General features: G+C 71.2%; 16 protein-coding genes. 4 read left to right on the top strand and 12 right to left on the bottom strand.

What is annotated here, in order from left to right; genetic code table 11:
• The first annotated feature begins 206 nt into the window (after positions 1–206).
• Positions 207–836, top strand: a complete 630-nt coding sequence (locus AB0D29_RS19305; RefSeq protein ID WP_362855594.1) for a hypothetical protein — start codon at positions 207–209, stop codon at positions 834–836.
• 290 nt (positions 837–1,126) lie between these two features.
• Here the strand turns inward: AB0D29_RS19305 and AB0D29_RS19310 are convergent, their stop codons facing one another.
• The 3 genes from AB0D29_RS19310 to AB0D29_RS19320 all read right to left on the bottom strand — a co-directional run bounded on the left by AB0D29_RS19310 (position 1,127) and on the right by AB0D29_RS19320 (position 3,292).
• On the bottom strand, positions 1,127–1,804 hold the full coding sequence (locus tag AB0D29_RS19310; RefSeq protein WP_362855595.1) for a hypothetical protein: 678 nt from the start codon (positions 1,802–1,804) through the stop codon (positions 1,127–1,129).
• 59 nt (positions 1,805–1,863) lie between these two features.
• Entirely contained in the window at positions 1,864–2,574 is a 711-nt protein-coding gene (locus AB0D29_RS19315) for a ribonuclease HII (protein ID WP_362855596.1), read from the bottom strand.
• A 115-nt stretch (positions 2,575–2,689) separates the two neighbouring features.
• A complete protein-coding gene (locus tag AB0D29_RS19320) occupies positions 2,690–3,292 on the bottom strand; it encodes a TetR/AcrR family transcriptional regulator (protein WP_362855598.1) in 603 nt (200 codons plus the stop codon).
• A gap of 140 nt (positions 3,293–3,432) precedes the next feature.
• On the opposite strand from AB0D29_RS19320, the gene AB0D29_RS19325 reads away from it, so the two are divergent.
• On the top strand, positions 3,433–4,986 hold the full coding sequence (locus tag AB0D29_RS19325; protein ID WP_362855600.1) for an MFS transporter: 1,554 nt from the start codon (positions 3,433–3,435) through the stop codon (positions 4,984–4,986).
• Positions 4,987–5,069: 83 nt separating this feature from the next.
• On the opposite strand, the gene AB0D29_RS19330 is transcribed toward AB0D29_RS19325, so the two are convergent.
• The 5 genes from AB0D29_RS19330 to AB0D29_RS19350 form a co-directional block, all read right to left on the bottom strand.
• Complete coding sequence (locus AB0D29_RS19330) at positions 5,070–6,947, bottom strand: DUF4173 domain-containing protein (RefSeq protein ID WP_362855601.1); 1,878 nt, start codon at positions 6,945–6,947, stop codon at positions 5,070–5,072.
• 166 nt (positions 6,948–7,113) lie between these two features.
• On the bottom strand, positions 7,114–8,031 hold the full coding sequence (locus AB0D29_RS19335) for an ADP-ribosylglycohydrolase family protein (protein ID WP_351291439.1): 918 nt from the start codon (positions 8,029–8,031) through the stop codon (positions 7,114–7,116).
• Between the two features lie 11 nt (positions 8,032–8,042).
• Positions 8,043–8,702 carry a histidine phosphatase family protein gene (locus tag AB0D29_RS19340; protein ID WP_362801608.1) on the bottom strand — a complete coding sequence of 220 codons (660 nt, stop codon included), beginning with the start codon at positions 8,700–8,702 and terminating at the stop codon, positions 8,043–8,045.
• 73 nt (positions 8,703–8,775) lie between these two features.
• Positions 8,776–9,381 carry a YdbC family protein gene (locus AB0D29_RS19345; RefSeq protein ID WP_319728923.1) on the bottom strand — a complete coding sequence of 202 codons (606 nt, stop codon included), beginning with the start codon at positions 9,379–9,381 and terminating at the stop codon, positions 8,776–8,778.
• A gap of 32 nt (positions 9,382–9,413) precedes the next feature.
• Positions 9,414–10,253, bottom strand: coding sequence for an arylamine N-acetyltransferase (locus tag AB0D29_RS19350; RefSeq protein WP_362855603.1), 840 nt, complete (start codon positions 10,251–10,253; stop codon positions 9,414–9,416).
• A 93-nt stretch (positions 10,254–10,346) separates the two neighbouring features.
• Between AB0D29_RS19350 and AB0D29_RS19355 the strand changes: the two genes are divergently transcribed.
• The gene (locus AB0D29_RS19355; RefSeq protein ID WP_362855605.1) at positions 10,347–11,306 is read left to right on the top strand and encodes a DUF1152 domain-containing protein; all 960 of its coding nucleotides are present in this window, start codon (positions 10,347–10,349) and stop codon (positions 11,304–11,306) included.
• A gap of 80 nt (positions 11,307–11,386) precedes the next feature.
• On the opposite strand, the gene AB0D29_RS19360 is transcribed toward AB0D29_RS19355, so the two are convergent.
• From AB0D29_RS19360 to nrdR, 3 genes are all read right to left on the bottom strand, one after another.
• Positions 11,387–12,127, bottom strand: a complete 741-nt coding sequence (locus tag AB0D29_RS19360; protein WP_362855606.1) for a class I SAM-dependent methyltransferase — start codon at positions 12,125–12,127, stop codon at positions 11,387–11,389.
• A gap of 248 nt (positions 12,128–12,375) precedes the next feature.
• The gene (locus AB0D29_RS19365; RefSeq protein WP_362855607.1) at positions 12,376–15,264 is read right to left on the bottom strand and encodes a vitamin B12-dependent ribonucleotide reductase; all 2,889 of its coding nucleotides are present in this window, start codon (positions 15,262–15,264) and stop codon (positions 12,376–12,378) included.
• A 169-nt stretch (positions 15,265–15,433) separates the two neighbouring features.
• On the bottom strand, positions 15,434–15,946 hold the full coding sequence (gene nrdR / locus AB0D29_RS19370; protein WP_362801595.1) for a transcriptional regulator NrdR: 513 nt from the start codon (positions 15,944–15,946) through the stop codon (positions 15,434–15,436).
• A 468-nt stretch (positions 15,947–16,414) separates the two neighbouring features.
• Between nrdR and lexA the strand changes: the two genes are divergently transcribed.
• On the top strand, positions 16,415–17,209 hold the full coding sequence (gene lexA, locus AB0D29_RS19375) for a transcriptional repressor LexA (RefSeq protein ID WP_030709636.1): 795 nt from the start codon (positions 16,415–16,417) through the stop codon (positions 17,207–17,209).
• Positions 17,210–17,318: 109 nt separating this feature from the next.
• Here the strand turns inward: lexA and AB0D29_RS19380 are convergent, their stop codons facing one another.
• On the bottom strand, positions 17,319–19,289 hold the full coding sequence (locus AB0D29_RS19380; RefSeq protein ID WP_362855609.1) for an ATP-dependent DNA helicase: 1,971 nt from the start codon (positions 19,287–19,289) through the stop codon (positions 17,319–17,321).
• Positions 19,290–19,314 lie beyond the last annotated feature (25 nt).

Raw genomic sequence — 19,314 nt, forward strand, 5'->3', positions numbered from 1 at the left:
TCATCTTCGGCGTGGCGGGGCAAGGATATGAACGGCATACCGGCGAATTCCGGTCGGCGGCGCCAATTGCTCGTTGCCGCATGCTCAGGAGCCACGCGAGAATTGGAGTGCTCCCGCTCGGCTCCTCGGCACTCTCCTGGGCCGCGCCGCGGCGCGCCCTGACTCCAGCCGTGCCCGTCCGCGGGCGTGTACCCGAAGGGAGGACCGTGACCTTCGGATTCGCGCCGCCTTCGACCACGTCCCTGACATCGGCCACCGGCGCCGCCAGCCGGCACGGCAGGCTGCTGGAACCATCCGAGTGGACGGCGGCGGGCATTCCCCTCCTCCGCAATCCCCGAGAGGTCGTCAGCGGCCTGCACTCCCGCCACAGTCCGGTGCCCTCGACCGCGGTGATCGCCGTCCTCGGCCCGGAGGAACGGCTCGTGGCGAGCGCCTCCTTCGTGCAGCGGTCGGCCTCGGCGGACGGCTGGGAGTACCGCAACGCCCTGCTGTCCCGACTGCGCCGGATCCTCCCGCACGACCTGCGGCGACGGACCCCGGTGCGGACGGCGGTCCTGCTCTACTGCCGCGAGGGCGACGAGCGGTGGACCGAGGAGGACGGGGCGTGGATGTGGGGGCTGCGGGACGCCTGCACCCTGCACGGGCTGCGCTGCGGCGCGTACATCACGCTGACCCGCGGCGGCTGGCAGGTGCTGGGCGAGGGCCGTGGCGGCCGACAGCCCAGCTCGGACTCACGGCCCCAGCACCTCGGCGACACCGTGGCCGAGTTCGCCCCGCTCGCCCTGCACACCGGCGGCGGCGCGGTCGAGGCCCTGCGCCGGACCGCCGCGCGCTGACCCTCGTACGGGCGACGGACGACGGGGCCACAGGCGACAGGCGCCATGCGCCAGGCGACGGACAACCGGCGTACCGGCCTCCGCGGACGGACCGGAGGTCCGCGGGCAGGCCTCACGGCCGTACACCCGGAACCGGGCGTACGGCGGATCAGGCCTCGGACTACGGCCCGAGCTGCAGCTCGGACCTCGCAACGGACATGGCCCGGGCGGCTACCCGGACCTCGGCCCGGGCTTCAGCGGGGCCGGCCCAAGGCCCGCCCCGCCCCTCGCCCGTGCCGGGGTACAGGGCGTCAGACGCCCGCACCCAGCACGGAGTTGATCTGCTGCGCGTCACCGCACACGATCAGCAGCGCACCGGCCCGGGTGAGCGCGACCGGCAGGGCGCCGGCAACGCTCTCGACCGCTCCGCCGTTGACCGCGAAGACCACGACGGGACGGCCCGCGGCGCGCTGGACCTGCGCCGCGTCCGCGTAGAAGACGTCGTCCCCGGCGTCGTGCAGGGCCCAGTACGCGGCCTCGCCGAAGGACAGTTCGTGAGCGGCCCACGGGTGCGGGTCGCCGGTGGTGAGCACCAGGATGTCGCCGGGCGCGCGCCCGGTGTCGAGCAGCAGGTCGACGGCCTCTTCGGCCGCGTCCAGCGCACCCTCGACGGAAGCCGGGATCAGCTGGATCTGGGGCACCGCCGCGGAGACGGACGGTGCGGTGGCGGCAGCGGCGGGGGCTGCGGGAACGGGTCCGGATGCGGCCTGCGGCGCACGCTGCGCGGGCGGTACGGGCCGGGGGGCACCACCCGTGCGGCTTGCCGCTGCGGGGGAGGGACCGGGGCGTCCGGGCCGCGGGACGGCGGCGGGACGCGGACCAGGTACAGGGCGGGGGGTCTGCGCGGTGCGGCTCGCGGCCGGCGTGACGCGGGGACCCTGGGCACTCTCGTGAATCTGAGGCTCCTCGATGGCGGGGGTGAGAGGCATGAGTTGATGTCTATCAAACACCGGTACGAAACGTACCGGCCGGTGGCACATGGGTGCGATCAGAAATCGAAGCCGAGTTGGCCTCCGTTTTCCAGCTCCATCGATTCCTCGCTGCGGCGCACCTTCTTGAGGTGGCGCCACCGGGGCAGCCCGTCGAGGTACGACCACGAGAGCCGGTGATAGGGGGTGGGCCCCAGTTCCTCCAGCGCCGCCCGGTGCACGGGCGAGGGGTATCCGGCGTTGGCGGCGAAGGCGAAGTCCTCGATTCCGCCACCCTGTTCGCCCAGCTCGGCCATCATCCGGTCACGCGTGACCTTCGCTATGACCGAGGCCGCGGCGACGGCGACGCAGGACTGGTCGCCCTTGATCACCGTTCGGACCCGCCAGGGTTCGCCGAGGTAGTCGTGCTTGCCGTCGAGGATCACCGCGTCGGGCCGGACCGGCAGCGCCACCAGGGCGCGCTCCGCGGCGAGCCTCAGGGCGGCCGTCATCCCGAGCTCGTCGATCTCCTCGGGCGAGGCGTGCCCGAGGGCGTACGCGGTGACCCAGCGCTCCAGGACGTCGAGCAGGGCGTCGCGTCGCTTGGCGGTGAGCAGTTTGGAGTCGGTGAGCCCGGCGGGCGGCCGACGCAGGCCGGTGATCGCCGCGCACACGGTGACGGGACCGGCCCAGGCCCCTCGTCCGACTTCGTCGACCCCGGCGATGACCTTGGCGCCGGTGGTTGCACGGAGGGAGCGTTCGACGGTGTGGGTGGGTGCTTCGTACGGCATGGCGCCAGCAAGGGTACGCCGCCCCGAGCCGACTGCACACCCCCGCCCGGGTCCGACGCCCGTCCGATCCGGCACGGACACCGCTCCTCACACCCCGCGCCGCGCCCGCCGCGCCTCACGCCCGGAGCAGCGGCACCATCACCTCGTCGATCAGTTCCGCGATCTCCGCGTCCCCCCATTCGCTACCGCACACCTTGGCGCGGTACATCAGCATCGCGGGAATGACATCCACGACAAACGGACCCGTCGCGTCCGGCCGTACATCACCCCGCACGATTCCCCGTCCCACAAGCTCCCTGATCAGCCGCTGGGCCGGCTCGTGCAGCCCCGACCAGATGACCCCGTGGAACCGGTCCGCGTGCTTGTGATCGCATTCGTGAAGCACGGAGCGCAGGGCCTGCCCGGCGCGGGAGTGCATGACGTCCCGCGTGCGCACGCACAGCAGGTGGAGGTCCTCGCGGATCGACCCGCCGTCGGGAATCTCCCCTATCCGCGGCAGGCCGGTCCGCAGCGCGTCGGCCACCAGGTCCGCCTTCGACGGCCAGCGCCGGTAGAGCGAGGCCTTGCCGGTGTGCGCGCCGGCCGCGACGCCCTCCATGGTGAGCGCGTTCCAGCCGACCGTGCTCAGCTGCTCCAACGCGGCGTCGAGAATCGCCCGTTCGAGTTCGGGACCCCGCCTGCGCCCCGGCGACGCCGCCGACCAGTGCGAACCCGCCATCTCCCCACCTCCTGGCCGGCCCCGTGCCCGACGTACGCATTTTCGGCCTTAGAGAACGCTTGCGTTCCCTAAGGATCGGCTCCTACCGTAGCCCGGTAGTGAACGAATACGTTCACTATTTCACTTTGGGGGGATCCTCAGTGACAAGCTCTCAACTCGCCACACCCCGGATACCGGGGGCGGCGCGCCGCGAGGGGCGCCCCGGAGTGGCCCTCGCCGTCATCGCCGCATGCCAGCTCATGGTCGTCCTCGACGCGACGATCGTGAACATCGCCCTCCCGCACATCCAGGACGCCCTCAGCTTCAGCACCACCGACCTCTCGTGGGTGCTCAGCGCCTACACCCTCACCTTCGGCGGCCTGCTGCTGCTCGGCGGCCGCGCCGGAGACATCCTGGGCCGGCGCCGCGTGTTCCTGGCCGGCATCCTGCTCTTCACCCTGGCCTCCCTCCTCGGCGGATTCGCCCAGGAGCCCTGGCAGCTGCTCGCGGCCCGTGCCCTGCAAGGGGTGGGCGGCGCGATCGCCTCCCCGACCTCGCTCGCCCTGATCACCACGACCTTCCCGGAAGGCCCCGAACGGAACCGGGCGTTCGGGGTGTTCGCGGCCGTCTCCGCAGGCGGCGGCGCCATCGGCCTGCTGGCCGGCGGCATGCTGACCGAGTGGCTCGACTGGCGCTGGGTGCTCTTCGTCAACGTCCCGATCGGCGTGCTGATCGCGGTCCTCACCCCGCTCTACATCACCGAGTCCGAGCGCCACCCCGGCCGCTTCGACATCGCCGGAGCCCTCACCTCCACGGGCGGCATGGCCTCGCTCGTCTACGGTTTCATCCGCGCCTCGGAGGACGGCTGGCGCGACTCGCTCACCATCGGCTCCTTCGCCGCGGCCCTCGTCCTGCTCGCGCTCTTCGTCGTCATCGAGTCGCGCGCCCACGAGCCGATCATCCCGCTGCGCATGTTCGCCGACCGCAACCGCACCGGCACCTACGTGATCATGCTCGGCCTCGCGGCCGCGATGTTCGGAATGTTCTTCTTCATCGTCCAGTTCGTGCAGAACGTGCTGGGCTTCTCCCCGATCCAGTCCGGGCTCGGCTTCCTGCCCGTGACCGTCGCCATCGTCACCGCCGCCGGTCTCTCGCAGCGCTTCCTGCCGCGCTTCGGCCCCAAGCCCTTCATGGTCATCGGGTCCGCGCTCACCGGAACCGGGCTGACCTGGCTGACCTTCCTGCGGACGGACAGCTCGTACGTCTCCGGAGTGCTCGGCCCGATGCTGCTCTTCGGCTTCGGCATGGGCCTCAACTTCGTGACCCTCACCCTCACCGCCGTCTCCGGGGTGGCGCCGAAGGAGGCGGGCGCGGCCTCCGGGCTGCTCAACGCCAGCCAGCAGGTGGGCGGCTCGCTGGGCCTGTCCATCCTGGTCACCGTCTTCGGCACGGCCAGTCGCGGCGAGGCCGAGAAGCAGGTCCCGGCCTTCATGGCGCAGGCGGATCCCGACCAGCTGGCCGCCTTCCAGGAGACCCGCCGGCTGCCCGACCCGTGGGGGGACCTCGTCCTCGCCCAGGGCATCTCCACCGCGTTCTTCGCCGCCGTGGCGATGGCGGGCCTGGCCCTGGCCACCGCCCTGCTGGTGATCCGGGTGCGCAAGAGCGACCTGGAGGCCCTGGCCGGCGCGGCCGCGCAGGGCGGACCAGCCGCCTGAACCGTCCGTACGAGAGCCCGGGCGCGGGGAACGGTCCCCGCGCCCGGGCTCTCGTACGAACTCTCCCGGCGCCGCGCCTCCCGCTACTCCATGCGGCTTCCGAAGGTGCCCAGGCGCGAGCAGACCTCGTACGAGGCCGTCACCGGGCGCTCGCGCAGGATCTGCCGGGCCCGGTACTCGCCCAGGCTCATGGCGTACCACGGGACGTCTCCGGCCCTGGACATCTCGTCGTTGATCCCGCGCAGGGCGCAGGACCTCTGGGGCTCGGGCAGCCGGTCCAGGGCTGGCGCGGCGTCCGCCGACAGGGACTGGAAGTAGGCCAGGTCGATCTTCTTGGTGGTCTCGAAGCGGGCGACGTTGCTCTCGGCGACCATCCCGTCCGGGGACAGCAGCCCGAAGGCCAGGACGGCGGCCGCCGCACTGCCCGCGACCGCGCGCGGCAGCCAGCGCGCGCCGAACACCCCGGCCGCCATGATCAGTACGATGACCAGCCCGAGCCACAGCTCCATCGCGGCCACCGACACGCGCAGCCTGGTCAGCCCGTACGCGTCCACGTAGAGGTCCATTCGGCGCAGGGCGGCGGCGACGACGACCAGGGTCAGCGCGCAGAGCACGCCGAGGACGATGCGGACGAGGCGGCGGTCGCCCGCTCCGGAGCGCGGGGCCCAGCGCAGGGCGAGCGCGATCACGACGAGGGTGAACAGGGTGGCCCAGAGCAGCTGCCAGAAGCCCTGGCGGGCGTACTCGGCGTAGCTCAGGTCGGTGCTCTCCAGGACCTTGTCGTAGCCGCCGAACAGGACGGCCAGCTGGACGGCGTTGAAGGCGGCGAAGAGCAGGTTGAGCACGACGAGCGGAAGGGCCCATTCGACCCGGGAGCGCGGCTTGCCCGGGGTCACCTTGATCCGGTCCCAGCGCAGCGGGGCCGCGGCGGTGCGGGCGGCGGCGAGCGCGATGAGCGTGCCGAGGAGGAAGAGCAGGAACCGGATGGGCCCGTTCTCGGTCGACACGTCGGGGATCAGGCCGCCGAGGAGGTCGGCGAAGGCGGCGTCGGCGGAGGCGAACAGCGCGCCGAAGACCAGCAGGAGGGCCACGGCCACAGCGGTCGCCTTGGCGACGGGCAGCCAGCGGTCCTTGCTGACCCCGCCGCGCGACCGCAGGCCGACCAGGGCCCAGGCGAGCCCGGACACGGCGGAGTCGAAGAAGCCGAGGGGGCTGAGCAGGACGCCGGGCCAGGTGCGGCTGCCGTGCAGGGCCAGCGCGCCCAGCAGGACGGCGGACAGGATCGCGAGCGTGGACGGCCAGGCGGAGTCGCGCAGGGCGGGCACGGCGAGGAGGGCGAGGCAGCCGATCGCCCAGACCACCGTCCAGGGGCGGGCGGTACGCCGTGCCGTGCGGGCGGCGACGTACGCGGCGGCGATGGCGGGCACCACGGCGAGCAGCAGGCCGGGGCCCATGCCGTCGCCGAGGAGCAGTGCGGCGGCGAGGCCGGTGGCGAGGGCGGCGAGGAGGGTCGCGGTCGCGATGGGGGCCGCCTCGGCGGGGCGCACCAGCGTGACCCACGAGGGCGACGCGGACTTCGCCTGGGCGGCGGCCCATTGGCGCTGCTGGTACTGGTGCACCTGCCAGGCCTGCCACGCGGCGGCGTCGGCGGGCCCCGCCGGCGGTGGGCCGGCCGGGCCGGTGGGCGCGCCCCCGGCCGGAGCGGCCGGTGCTGCTGCGACGGCCGACGCTGCCGCGGCCGGTGCTGACGCGGCCGGTGCTGACGCGGCTGGCGCTGACGCGGCCGGTCCTGACGCGGCCACAGGCGCTGCTGCGGCCGCCGGCGCGGCCGGGGCCGGACTCGCGGATGAATCCCCGGCCGCGGCCCCTGCGTTGACCTTGCCCTTGGGGTCCTTCGAGGCTCCTGCGTCCTGCGGGTCCTCGGACCGGGCTGCGTCCGCCCCGCCGGTGTTCTCTGACATCGGGTTCCCTCCCCTGTCGGCCGCCCCGTCGTTCAGGGGGGCGGCGCAGCGGTCAGAGTAGGCCGGTGACAGGAGGTTTTGAACAGGATCAAAAGAGCCTGTGGCAGGACCGTGACAATCGGAAGGACCCGTTTCACCTGCGCCGGAAGCCCGGAGCGGCGATCCGTCAGCGCGCCGCCGTCTCCGGCAGCCAGGCCGGCAGGGCCTCGGTGCGCGCCAGCCACGCGGCCGGCAGCACCGCGTCCCCGCGCGCCCCCAGCACCCCGCCGACGATGGCGCAGGTCGTGTCGACGTCCCCGCCGACCTGCGCGGTGGTCCAGAATGCCCGCTCGTAGTCGTCCAGCGCACGCGCCGCGGACCACAGGGCGAACGGCACGGTGTCATGGGCGCTCGTGCGCCGCCCACAGCCCAGAACCGCCGCGACCGTGGTCGCGTCGCCGTAGTCCAGCATGTCCCGCGCGCGCCGCAGCCCGGCGCCCACGGCGCTGCGCGGCACCAGCGCGATCACTCCGTCCAGCAGGTCGGAGGCCTTCGGCGGACCGGCGGGAGCGGCGGCCAGCGCGGCCGCCGCGGCGACGGCCATCGCCCCGCACACGGCCTCGCGGTGCTGGTGGGTGGTGTAGGCGGAGATCTCCGCCTGGTGGGTGGCCTGCTCCGGGTCGTCGGCGTACCAGGCGCCCAGCGGCGCGATCCGCATGGCGGCGCCGTTGCCCCACGAGCCCTGCCCGTTGAACAGTTCCGCGGCCAGCGTGCGCCAGTCCTCGCCCTCCCGCACCAGCCGCAGCATCCGGTTGACCGCGGGCCCGTAGCCCCGGTCGAAGTCGTGGTGGTGGGCGAAGGAGCGCGCGAGCGCGTCCTGGTCGATCCGTCCGTGCTCGGCCAGCACCGCCACGACCGAGCAGGCCATCTCGGTGTCGTCGGTCCACTGCCACGTCCCGGTGCCGGCGGGCAGCTCGCGTCGTTTGAGCAGCGGGTAGTTCACGGGGACGAAGTACTGGGAGCCCAGGGCGTCACCCAGGGCCAGCCCGCGGAGGCTGGACATGGCGCGTGCGTAGCGCCGTTCGGGAGTGGAATCAGGCGTCATCGCGGGTCACTCTAGCCGTCCAGGTCATAAGGCTCGGGTGTGGTCCACCGCTCAAACGGGCGGTCCATCCGGTACCGGCCGTCGGGCCCGCGCAGGAGCACCCGGAATTCGCCGTTGCCGGGATTGGACAGGGCCTCGAATTCGGACACCGACCAGTGGAACCAGCGCATGCAGAACAGCCGCATCGTCAGCCCGTGCGTCACCAGGAGGACGTTCTCCGGGTGGTCCGGGGCCTCGAAGCTGCGGTAGAGGCTTTCCAGGAAGGACCCGACCCGGTCGTACACGTCGGCCCCGGACTCGCCCTGCGCGAACCGGTAGAAGAAGTGCCCGTACGCGTCCCGGTACGCCTTCTGCAGCCGTACGTCGGTCCGGTCCTGCCAGTTCCCCCAGTCCTGCTCGCGCAGTCTCGGCTCCTCGCGCATCCGGACCCGCGTCGGGTCCAGCCGCAGTTCACGGAAGGTCTGCAGGGTCCGGCGGTAGGGGGAGACGTACGCGCTGATCGTCTCCTCGCCGAAGAGCTCGCGCAGCCGCAGCCCGGCGGCCGCCGCCTGCTCGCGCCCGTTCCGGGTCAGCCGCAGGGCATGGTCGGGCTCGCGTTCGTACACCGAGTCGTCGGCGTTCCCCTCCGATTCCCCGTGCCGGACAAGGACGATGCGCCGTGGTCGAGCCATCCCACGACCCTATTCGGCCATCGCCCGACCAGCGCACCGGGCACGCCGATCGGCCCGGCGGGCAGTCGTACGGTCATACCGTCCAGGACGGTTCGAGGTCGACGACGTCACCGGTGAGCGCCTCGACATCGGCCTGGATCTGGGCGCGCAGGGAGAGCCGCTCGACCCGCTCCTGCCGGTACTTGCCGTGCTCGGCGGCAGCGTGCCACATCGACAGCACCAGGAACTCCCGCCCCGGGGCCTCCCCGAAGAGGCCGCGGATCATCCCGGGCGAGCCCGCCATGGCCGGATTCCACACCTTCTCCTGCATGAGGGCGAAGTGGTCGACCCGGCCCTCACGGACGCGGGTGTGCGCGACCCGCACCACGTCGGCATCGGTGAAGCGCGGCTCGAAGCCGGTCTTCACGTCGAAGCGGTGATCGAAGAGGGTGACCCGCAGATCGGTGTAGGTGCCGTTCTGCGCGGCGGCCAGCCTGTCGTGCGAGCGGGCCATGAAGGAGTCGTAGAAGGAGCGGCTCTCCCAGAACGCGAAGACATGCGCGACCCCCTGCCGGCCCCGGCTCCAGCCGCCGCCCTGCCCCCGGAAGCCCGGCTCGCCCGGCAGCCCCGCCCATTTTCGCTGCCCGCGCTCGAACCCGCGTCGGTCCGTCACCGTGCAGCGAATCCACTTGACCAGCACTGCGCCATCGTACGGGCCCGGCGCGGCCCGGGTCAGTCCTCGGCGCGGTGGATCCGCACCAGTTCCGCCGCATCTCGCTCGGGCAGGCGAAGCCCGAACTTCTGGTCGAGTACGGCGAGCAGCTCGTCCGGGCCGACGTCCCGCCGTTCGGTCCGCCCGTCGGGGTACAGCAGGGTGAACTCCCGCCCGACGAGCGCCCTGCGGACGTCGTCCCCCGGGTAGTGGACGACGAGCCGCCCCACGAAGGAGGACCGGGGGTGTCCGGAGCTGTAGTGGTTGAGCAGGACGTAGTCGACGGGGTGGTAGCGCTGCGGGGAGAAGGCGTACAGGTCCCGCCAGGTCCCACCGCGCAGGAGGCACAGCACGAGGACGCCGTCCGCCTCCTCCCGGACGCGGTACGTCCACTTCCCCTGCTCCACCGCGACGCCGGGGCGCCCCAGCGGAACCGGCTCACGGGGGCCCTGGTGGCCGAACCCCACGTCGCACAGCCACGGTTCCCCCTCGACCGTGACGACGAGGACGGCGTGCGTCACGGGCATCACGGACTCCCCGCGGGTGCGGTTGCGGGCACCGCGCCCGGAGACCTCGAAGCCGAGCCGCTCCAGGGCGGCGGCCAGCAGGGAGTTCTGCTCGTAGCAGTAGCCGCCGCGGCCGGCGTGCACGAGCTTGTCCTCGATCGACTTGACGTCCAGCGCGACGGGGCGGCCGAGCAGGACGTCCAGGCTCTCGAAGGGGATGGCCGCGGTGTGGGCCCTGTGCACTGCGTACAACGTGGCGAGGTCCGGCCGGAGTTCCCGGCCGTCCCCCGCGTTCTCCTGAAGTCCGATCCTCGCCAGATACGCGTCCAGGTCCAGCTCTTCACCGCTCCACATGACTCCCCGCTTCCCCGTTCCCCCGTACCGGCGGCATCGCACCGCCGTGAAATCCTCGGGCACCCGTTCGCCGAACTCCGCACAATGATCGCCATGACGGCCCTGCACACCAACCCGCTTTTCGCCCGCCTCGCCGACGCCGAACGCATCCTGGTCGCCGGCGCGGGCGGCGGCTTCGACATCTACGCCGGGCTCCCCATCGCCCTCTCCCTCCTGCACCAGGGCAAGGAGGTCCACCTGGCGAACCTCTCCTTCAGCTCCCTCGCCGGACTGCCCGCCGAGGAGTGGGCCGCCCCCGACCTCGCCGTCATCACCCCCGACTCCGCGCCGCACCAGACGTACTTCCCCGAGCGGACGCTGGCCCAGTGGCTGCGGCTGCACGGCTACCCGGCGCGCGTGTACGCCTTCCCGCAGACCGGCGTCCAGCCGCTGCGCGCCGCCTACCGCGCGCTGATCGACCTCCACCGCATCGACGCGATCGTCCTGGTCGACGGCGGTACGGACATCTTGATGCGGGGCGACGAATCCGGCCTCGGCACCCCCGAGGAGGACCTGACCAGCGTGGCCGCGCTGGCCGCACTGGAGGAGATACCGGAGCGCCTCGTCGTCTCGGTCGGCTTCGGCGTGGACGCGTACCACGGGGTGAGCCACGCCCTGGTGCTGGAGAACATCGCGGCACTGGAGCGCGCGGGAGCGTACCTCGGCGCGTTCTCCATACCGCGCGCCACCCGCGAGGGCGCGCTCTTCCTGGACGCGGTGGCCCATGCCCAGGACCACACCCCGGAGCGCCCCAGCATCGTCAACGGATCGATCGCCGCGGCCGTCCGGGGCTCCTTCGGCGACGTGCAGTTCACCACCCGCACCCAGGGCAGCGAGCTCTTCGTGAACCCGCTGATGTCGCTGTGCTTCGCCTTCGACCTGCCGGGACTGGCCGCGCACTGCCTCTACCTGGACCACATCGAGGACACCCACCTGATACGGCAGGTGCATTCCCGGATCGCGGAATTCCGCGAGGACCTCGCCACCCGCCCGCCCCGCCGCATCCCCCACTGAGACCGGCGGAGGCGGGCAGGTCTCCGGGAAGACCTGCCCGCCTCGGCGGTTCACGACGTCAGCCGGGCCCCTGTCGGCCGTCAGGCGCGGCAGCGCAGCATCTCCAGCGGCGGGTTGGCCCGGAAGTCCGCCCAGAAGTCCTCGCCGAACGCGCGCACCGCGGCGTCGGACACCTCCAGCGGGACCCAGGTCAGCTCACTGAACCCGGCCGCGGGCAGGCACTTCTCGTAGACCTCGCGGCGCGGGAGGTTGGCGACGAACGAGACCGGCGGGTCGAGCAGCGCCGTGGTCCGGACCTGCGGCCCGGTCTCGCCCTCTTCACCGGTGAGCACGCTGCGGAATCCGTACCTTTCCGGGGTGGGCCCGTCGAAGCGGAAGTCGGGCGACTGGTTGAGCAGGAAGAACTCGCCGCCGGGCTTGAGGCTCCGGTGCACGTTGCGGCACATCCGCTCGGTGGTGGCGATGTCCTGCGCGTAGTTGAGCAGCTGGACCCCCAGGACGATGTCGAAGGCCTGCCCGAGGGGCCGCAGCTCGGCCACGTCGCCCACCTCGTAGCGCACCCCCAGCGGATCGCGCTCCTCCAGCTGCTGTGCCACGGCGACCATCTCACCCGAGATGTCGATTCCGAGCACCTCCGAGGCTCCGCGCCGCCTGAACTCCCTGCTGTAGAAGCCGGTGCCGCAGGCCAGGTCGAGGAGCGACTTGCCCTGCACGTCCCCGACCAGGGCCAGGAAGCCCGGCACCACCACGTACTGCTCCAGCGGCAGGGACTTGAACCCCTCGTAGGCCTCACCGATCTCGTCGTACTGCTGCGTGCTCACAGTTCTCTCATCCCCCATGCCTCATCAGCTCCTCGGCCGCAGGACGCCCCTGTCCCGGGGTGCACCGCAACCTCTGGCGGGCAGTCTCTCCCAAGCTGACAGACCGTTGTACTTGGCGGAACCGACGAAAAAACGACCCTCCTCCCGGCTCGCCGTACGGGCGCACGACGAAGGGGACCGGCCTGAGGCCGGTCCCCTTCGTGAGCGGTGAGCCGCTGGTCAGCTACCCGTGCGGGCTACGCCCGGTGTCAGCTGCAGCCGCTGGTGGAGCCGCAGCCCTCGCAGATGTAGCAGGAGCCGGCGCGCTGCATCTTCGTACCGCAGGAGAAGCAGAGCGGGGCGTCGGCGGAGACCCCGAGCTGCATCTCGACCAGTTCGGCGTTGCTGTGCGCCGTCTTCGGGGCCGGGACCGGGACGGTCACGGCCGGCTTCGGCGCCGACGGCACCGCGGCCAGCGGGACCGACTGGGTCAGCGACTCGGTGTCCAGCTCGTCCTGGAGGGGCTCGTAGGAGCCGGTGTCGAGGTGGCGCTGACGCTCCTCGGCGGTGTGGATGCCGAGGGCCGAGCGGGTCTCGAAGGGCAGGAAGTCGAGCGCCAGGCGGCGGAAGATGTAGTCGACGATCGACTGCGCCATCCGCACGTCCGGGTCGTCCGTCATGCCGGCCGGCTCGAAGCGCATGTTGGTGAACTTCGAGACGTAGGTCTCCAGCGGCACGCCGTACTGCAGACCGACCGAGACGGCGATCGAGAAGGCGTCCATCATGCCCGCGAGGGTCGAGCCCTGCTTGGACATCTTCAGGAAGACCTCGCCCAGGCCGTCGTCCGGGTAGGAGTTCGCCGTCATGTAGCCCTCGGCGCCACCGACCGTGAAGGAGGTGGTGATGCCCGGGCGGCCCTTCGGGAGGCGCTTGCGGACGGGGCGGTACTCGATGACCTTCTCGACGGTCGCGCGGATGGTCTCCTCCGCCTTGGCGGTGACCTCCTCCTTCTCCTCTTCCTTCTTCTTCGCGGAGAGGGGCTGGCCGACCTTGCAGTTGTCGCGGTAGATCGCGAGCGCCTTGACGCCCATCTTCCACGCCTCGAAGTAGATCTCCTCGATCTCCTCGACGGTCGCCGTCTCCGGCATGTTGACCGTCTTCGAGATCGCGCCGGAGATCCAGGGCTGGATCGCGGCCATCATGCGGACGTGGCCCATCGCGGAGATGGAACGCTCGCCCATGGCACAGTCGAACACCGAGTAGTGCTCGGTCTTCAGGCCCGGGGCGTCGACGACCACGCCGTGCTCGGCGATGTGGGAGACGATCGCCTCGATCTGCTCCTCCTGGTAACCCAGGCGGCGCAGGGCCTGCGGGACGGTGCCGTTGACGATCTGCATCGAGCCGCCGCCGACGAGCTTCTTGAACTTGACCAGGGCCAGGTCCGGCTCGACACCGGTGGTGTCGCAGGACATCGCGAGACCGATGGTGCCGGTGGGCGCGAGGACGGAGGCCTGGGAGTTGCGGAAGCCGTTCTTCTCGCCGAGGCGCAGGACGTCCTGCCAGGCCTCGGTGGCCGCGGCCCAGATGACGTTGTCGAGGTCCTCGGTGCGCGGCGCGACGGCGTTGGCGTCGGCGTGCTGCTTCATGACGCGCTTGTGGGCGTCGGCGTTGCGGGCGTAGCCGTCGTACGGGCCGACGATCGCGGCCAGCTCGGCGGAGCGCTTGTACGCCGTACCGGTCATCAGCGAGGTGATCGAGGCGGCGAGGGTGCGGCCGCCGTCCGAGTCGTACGCGTGGCCGGTGGCCATCAGCAGGGCGCCGAGGTTGGCGTAGCCGATGCCCAGCTGGCGGAAGGCGCGGGTGTTCTCGCCGATCTTCTGCGTCGGGAAGTCCGCGAAGCAGATGGAGATGTCCATCGCGGTGATGACGAGCTCGACGACCTTGGCGAAGCGCTCGGCGTCGAAGGACTGGTTGCCCTTGCCGTCGTCGCTCAGGAACTTCATCAGGTTGAGCGAGGCGAGGTTGCAGGACGTGTTGTCCAGGTGCATGTACTCGCTACAGGGGTTGGACGCGGTGATGCGGCCGGACTCGGGGCAGGTGTGCCAGTTGTTGATCACACCGTCGTACTGGATGCCCGGGTCGGCGCAGGCCCACGCGGCCTCGGCGAGCTTGCGGAAGAGCGCCTTGGCGTCGACCTTCTCGATGACCTCGCCGGTCATGCGGGCACGCAGGGCGAACTCGGTGCCGTTCTCGACGGCCGTCATGAACTCGTCGTTCACGCGGACGGAGTTGTTGGCGTTCTGGTACTGGACGGACGTGATGTCGTCGCCGCCCAGGTCCATGTCGAAGCCCGCGTCGCGCAGGGCGCGGATCTTCTCCTCTTCCTTCACCTTGGTCTCGATGAAGGCCTCGACGTCCGGGTGGTCCACGTCCAGGACGACCATCTTGGCCGCGCGGCGGGTGGCGCCGCCCGACTTGATCGTTCCTGCGGACGCGTCGGCGCCACGCATGAAGGAGACGGGACCGGAGGCGTTGCCGCCGGAGGAGAGGAGCTCCTTGGAGGAGCGGATGCGGGAGAGGTTCAGGCCGGCGCCGGAGCCGCCCTTGAAGATCATGCCCTCTTCCTTGTACCAGTCGAGGATCGACTCCATGGAGTCGTCGACGGACAGGATGAAGCAGGCGGAGACCTGCTGCGGCTGGGCGGTCCCGACGTTGAACCACACCGGCGAGTTGAAGCTGAAGATCTGGTGCAGGAGGGCGTAGGTCAGCTCGTGCTCGAAGATCTCGACGTCGGCGGGCGAGGAGAAGTAGTCGAAGTCCTCGCCGGCCTTCGTGTACGTCTTCACGATCCGGTCGATCAGCTGCTTCAGGCCGGTCTCGCGCTGCGGGGTGCCGACCGCGCCGCGGAAGTACTTGCTGGTGACGATGTTGACCGCGTTCACCGACCAGAAGTCGGGGAACTCGACGCCACGCTGCTCGAAGTTGACCGAGCCGTCGCGCCAGTTGGTCATGACGACGTCACGGCGCTCCCAGCTCACCTCGTCGTAGGGGTGCACGCCCGGGGTGGTGTGGATGCGCTCGATACGCAGGCCGCCCTTGGCAGCCTTGGTCCCCTTGGCGCGGGAACCACGTGCCGAGCCGCTCGCCGTCTCTGTCATGCCGCTTCCTCCCATATGCGGGCAAAAACGCCCTAAAGTGCCATCGCTATTCCGCGGCACGGTGCTGTGTGTCTGTTTCTACGTTTTTCTCCCCCGGCTCCCGCCGGGAGGGCCTCCGGGCCGGCCGGCCGCGTCACGGTGCGTGCGCATCGCGGCGCGGGCCGTCCGATCAGTCGGAGGCGGAGGCGGGCACGGGGACCGAAGCGGTCCCTCCGGGCTCGCACTCATGGGGATGAGGCCGCGGCTCGCGCAGTTCCGCGATGGCGGTCTCGAAGTCTTCAAGGGTGTCGAACGCTTTGTAGACGGACGCGAAGCGCAGGTAGGCGACCAGGTCGAGCTCCTGCAACGGGCCGAGAATGGCCAGACCCACGTCATGGGTGGTCAGCTCGGCACTCCCGGTGGCGCGCACCGCCTCCTCGACCCGCTGGCCGAGCTTGGCGAGGGCGTCCTCGGTGACCGGTCGCCCCTGGCACGCCTTGCGCACGCCGGAGATGACCTTGGTACGGCTGAAGGGTTCCGTCACCCCGCTGCGCTTGATCACCATCAGCGAGGCCGTCTCCACCGTCGTGAAGCGACGGGAGCAGTCGGGGCACTGACGGCGCCTGCGGATCGACGTGCCGTCGTCCGTGGTGCGGCTGTCGACGACACGACTGTCGGGGTGCCTGCAGAAGGGGCAGTGCACGGTTCCCTCACCCTCCCTCTTGGCACGACAGAATCACCCCACATGCCCCTCAACGGCGGAAACCAACTCTGCCGGGGGCTCGTGGAGCAGCCCCCAGCATATGCGATCCCAGGAGTCTCAGCAGACTCCAGGACCACTACTTCTGGGTGGCAGCGCTCATCCAACCACTAGATCTTGGGTTGGAGTGGATTTTCGTGGCTCTGCGTGTCGTGGTGTCCGTCAGGGGGTCACGAGGCCCCGCGATGCCACACTGGGCACAGGCCCGGACGGCGACGACCCGATCGGGAAGGGTAGCGTAAGCAACGAACGTCGGATCGAACCCGCGTTCGGTGGACCGATCGTCCATACACCCCTTGATATGCCCACGCCGGACGATCCACGATTTTTCACTCGAACGTGTGTTTGGCGCAACCTTTCGAAAGCTACTACCGTTGTCCAGCTAGGGAGAACATTTCGAGAGGGGCCGACGTGACCACCACCGCAGACAGTGCCACCATCACTGCCCAGAACCGCTCCCAGAGCCGACTCGAGCCGGTGCATGCCATGAACGACGCAAACCTGAACCCGGATGCGGAGCCCGTAGTACGCCCCGCACGCTCGCTGCCAGGTCGACCTCCAGGCATCCGCGCCGACAGCTCCGGGCTCACGGACCGGCAGCGGAGGGTCATCGAGGTCATTCGCGACTCCGTGCAGCGCCGGGGTTACCCGCCGTCCATGCGGGAGATCGGTCAGGCGGTCGGCCTGTCCAGCACGTCGTCGGTCGCCCACCAGCTGATGGCCCTGGAACGCAAGGGCTTCCTGCGCCGGGACCCGCACCGCCCCCGTGCCTACGAGGTGCGCGGCTCCGACCAGCCCAGCTCGCAGCCCACGGACACCACCGGCAAGCCCGCCGCCTCCTACGTTCCCCTGGTCGGCCGGATCGCGGCCGGCGGCCCGATCCTCGCCGAGGAGTCGGTCGAGGACGTGTTCCCACTCCCCCGCCAGCTCGTCGGCGACGGCGAGCTCTTCGTCCTGAAGGTCGTCGGCGACTCGATGATCGAGGCCGCCATCTGCGACGGTGACTGGGTCACGGTCCGGCGCCAGCCCGTCGCGGAGAACGGCGACATCGTCGCCGCGATGCTCGACGGCGAGGCCACCGTCAAGCGCTTCAAGCGCGAGGACGGCCATGTCTGGCTCCTCCCGCACAACGCCGCCTACCAGCCGATTCCCGGCGACGACGCGACCATCCTCGGCAAGGTCGTCGCGGTACTGCGTCGGGTCTGACCCCCGCCGCCTCCATCCGGCCCCCGGGATCCACTGCGCCGGTCCCGGGGGCTTCCCCGTGCCGGGGACCGGCGGAGTGCTCCCTACTCCCTGCCTGCCGTCGGCCTTGTTACTTGCCGTCTGCCTTGGCCGTGGCGTCGATCGCGGCCAGGGAGCGGCGGGCCTGGTTGCGGTCCGTGGTGTACCAGAAGTCCGGCAGCGTGGCCCGCAGGAAGCTCCCGTACCGGGCCGTGGCCAGCCGGGGGTCGAGCACCGCGACGACGCCCCGGTCTCCGGTGGCCCGTACGAGACGACCCGCGCCCTGTGCCATCAGCAGGGCGGCATGCGTGGCGGCGACGGCCATGAAGCCGTTGCCGCCGTGCTCCTCCACCGACTTCTGGCGGGCGCTCATCAGCGGGTCGTCAGGACGCGGGAAGGGGATCCGGTCCATGACCACGAGCTGGCAGCTGGGGCCCGGCACGTCCACGCCCTGCCAGAGCGAGAGCGTTCCGAACAGGCAGGTCTTCGGGTCCGCGGCGAAGGCCTTGATCAGCTCGCCGAGCGTCTCCTCGCCCTGGAGCAGGATCGGGTTGTCGAGCCGGCCGCGCAGCTCCTCGGCGGCCGCCTTGGCGCCTCGCATGGAGGAGAAGAGGCCGAGGGTCCGGCCGCCGGCCGCCTCGATCAGCTCGGCGAGCTCGTCCATCATGTCGCCGCGGGTCCCCTCGCGGCCCGGCGTGGCCAGGTGCTTGGCGACGTAGAGGATGCCCTGCTTCGGGTAGTCGAAGGGCGAGCCGACGTCGAGGCCCCGCCAGGCCGGGACGTCGTCTCCCTCCACCCCCTCGGGAGACAGGCCCATGGAGGCGGCGACGCCGTTGAAGTCGCCGCCAAGCTTGAGGGTGGCCGAGGTCAGGACCACCGAGCGGTCCTCGAACAGCTTCTCCCGCAGCAGACCGGACACCGACAGCGGGGCGACCCGGAGGGTGGCGCCGAAGCGGTCGTGGCGCTCGTACCAGACGACGTCGTATTCGGAGCCGGTGGTGATCCGCTCCGCCACCCCGTGGACGCTCTCCACCGCGGCCAGGGCCTGCTTGCGGACCGCGTCCTCGTCGGGGACGGACTTGTCGCGGGTCGCGCCGATCGCGGAGATCACGTTGCGCGCGGCGTCGCGCAGGGACATCAGCGCGTAGCCGAGGTCTTCGGGGATCTGCTCCAGGCGGCCCGGGAGCGCCAGCTCCATGACCCGTTCGAAGGTCTCGGACGCGGTCTGCAGGGAATCCGCGGTCTTCTCGTCGACCAGCTTGGCCGCACGCTTCACGGCCCGGTTGACCTGCCCGGGGGTGAGCTCGCCGGTGGCGACACCCGTGACCCGGGAGACCAGCTCGTGGGCCTCGTCGACGATCAGCACCTCGTGCTGCGGCAGCACCGGGGCGCCTTCGATGGCGTCGATGGCGAGCAGCGCGTGGTTGGTGACGACCACGTCCGCGAGCTTGGCCCGCTCGCGGGCGGCCTCCGCGAAGCACTCGGCTCCGTACGCGCACTTCGTCGCGCCCAGGCATTCGCGCGAGGAGACCGAGATCTGCGACCAGGCCTTGTCCGAGACGCCCGGGGTCAGGTCGTCGCGGTCGCCGGTCTCCGTCTCGTCCGCCCAGTCGCGCAGGCGCAGCAGGTCCTTGCCGAGCTTGCTGGTGGGGGTGGCCGCCTCGAACTGGTCGAAGAGGCCCTCCTCCTCGTCCTGCGGAGCGCCCTCGTGCAGGCGGTGCAGGCACAGATAGTTGGACCGGCCCTTGAGCATGGCGAACTGCGGGCGGCGGCGCAGCTGCGGATGCAGTGCCTCCACCGTCCGGGGCAGGTCGCGCTCGACGAGCTGCCGCTGGAGGGCGAGGGTGGCGGTGGCCACGACCACGCGCTCGCCATGGGCAAGGGCCGGCACCAGGTAGCCGAGGGACTTGCCGGTGCCGGTACCGGCCTGGATGAGCCGGTGGGAGTTGTCGTCGATCGCTTCGGCGACGGCTTCGGCCATGGCCACCTGGCCGGGGCGCTCCGTGCCGCCGACGGCGGAGACGGCGGCGTGCAGCAGGTCGGGGAGGGAGGGCTTCGTCATAGCACTGCCAACCCTACGGGGCCCC

This window comes from Streptomyces sp. NPDC048424, from assembly GCF_040651555.1.
Classification (GTDB): Bacteria; Actinomycetota; Actinomycetes; order Streptomycetales; family Streptomycetaceae; genus Streptomyces.

Bases quoted from the DNA above. Each gene is read 5' to 3' on its own strand.
- AB0D29_RS19310 (WP_362855595.1), bottom strand. From the start codon at position 1,804: ATGCCTCTCACCCCCGCCATCGAGGAGCCTCAGATTCACGAGAGTGCC.
- AB0D29_RS19315 (WP_362855596.1), bottom strand. From the start codon at position 2,574: ATGCCGTACGAAGCACCCACCCACACCGTCGAACGCTCCCTCCGTGCA.
- AB0D29_RS19320 (WP_362855598.1), bottom strand. From the start codon at position 3,292: ATGGCGGGTTCGCACTGGTCGGCGGCGTCGCCGGGGCGCAGGCGGGGT.
- AB0D29_RS19330 (WP_362855601.1), bottom strand. From the start codon at position 6,947: ATGTCAGAGAACACCGGCGGGGCGGACGCAGCCCGGTCCGAGGACCCG.
- AB0D29_RS19335 (WP_351291439.1), bottom strand. From the start codon at position 8,031: ATGACGCCTGATTCCACTCCCGAACGGCGCTACGCACGCGCCATGTCC.
- AB0D29_RS19340 (WP_362801608.1), bottom strand. From the start codon at position 8,702: ATGGCTCGACCACGGCGCATCGTCCTTGTCCGGCACGGGGAATCGGAG.
- AB0D29_RS19350 (WP_362855603.1), bottom strand. From the start codon at position 10,253: ATGTGGAGCGGTGAAGAGCTGGACCTGGACGCGTATCTGGCGAGGATC.
- AB0D29_RS19355 (WP_362855605.1), top strand. From the start codon at position 10,347: ATGACGGCCCTGCACACCAACCCGCTTTTCGCCCGCCTCGCCGACGCC.
- AB0D29_RS19365 (WP_362855607.1), bottom strand. From the start codon at position 15,264: ATGACAGAGACGGCGAGCGGCTCGGCACGTGGTTCCCGCGCCAAGGGG.
- AB0D29_RS19380 (WP_362855609.1), bottom strand. From the start codon at position 19,289: ATGACGAAGCCCTCCCTCCCCGACCTGCTGCACGCCGCCGTCTCCGCC.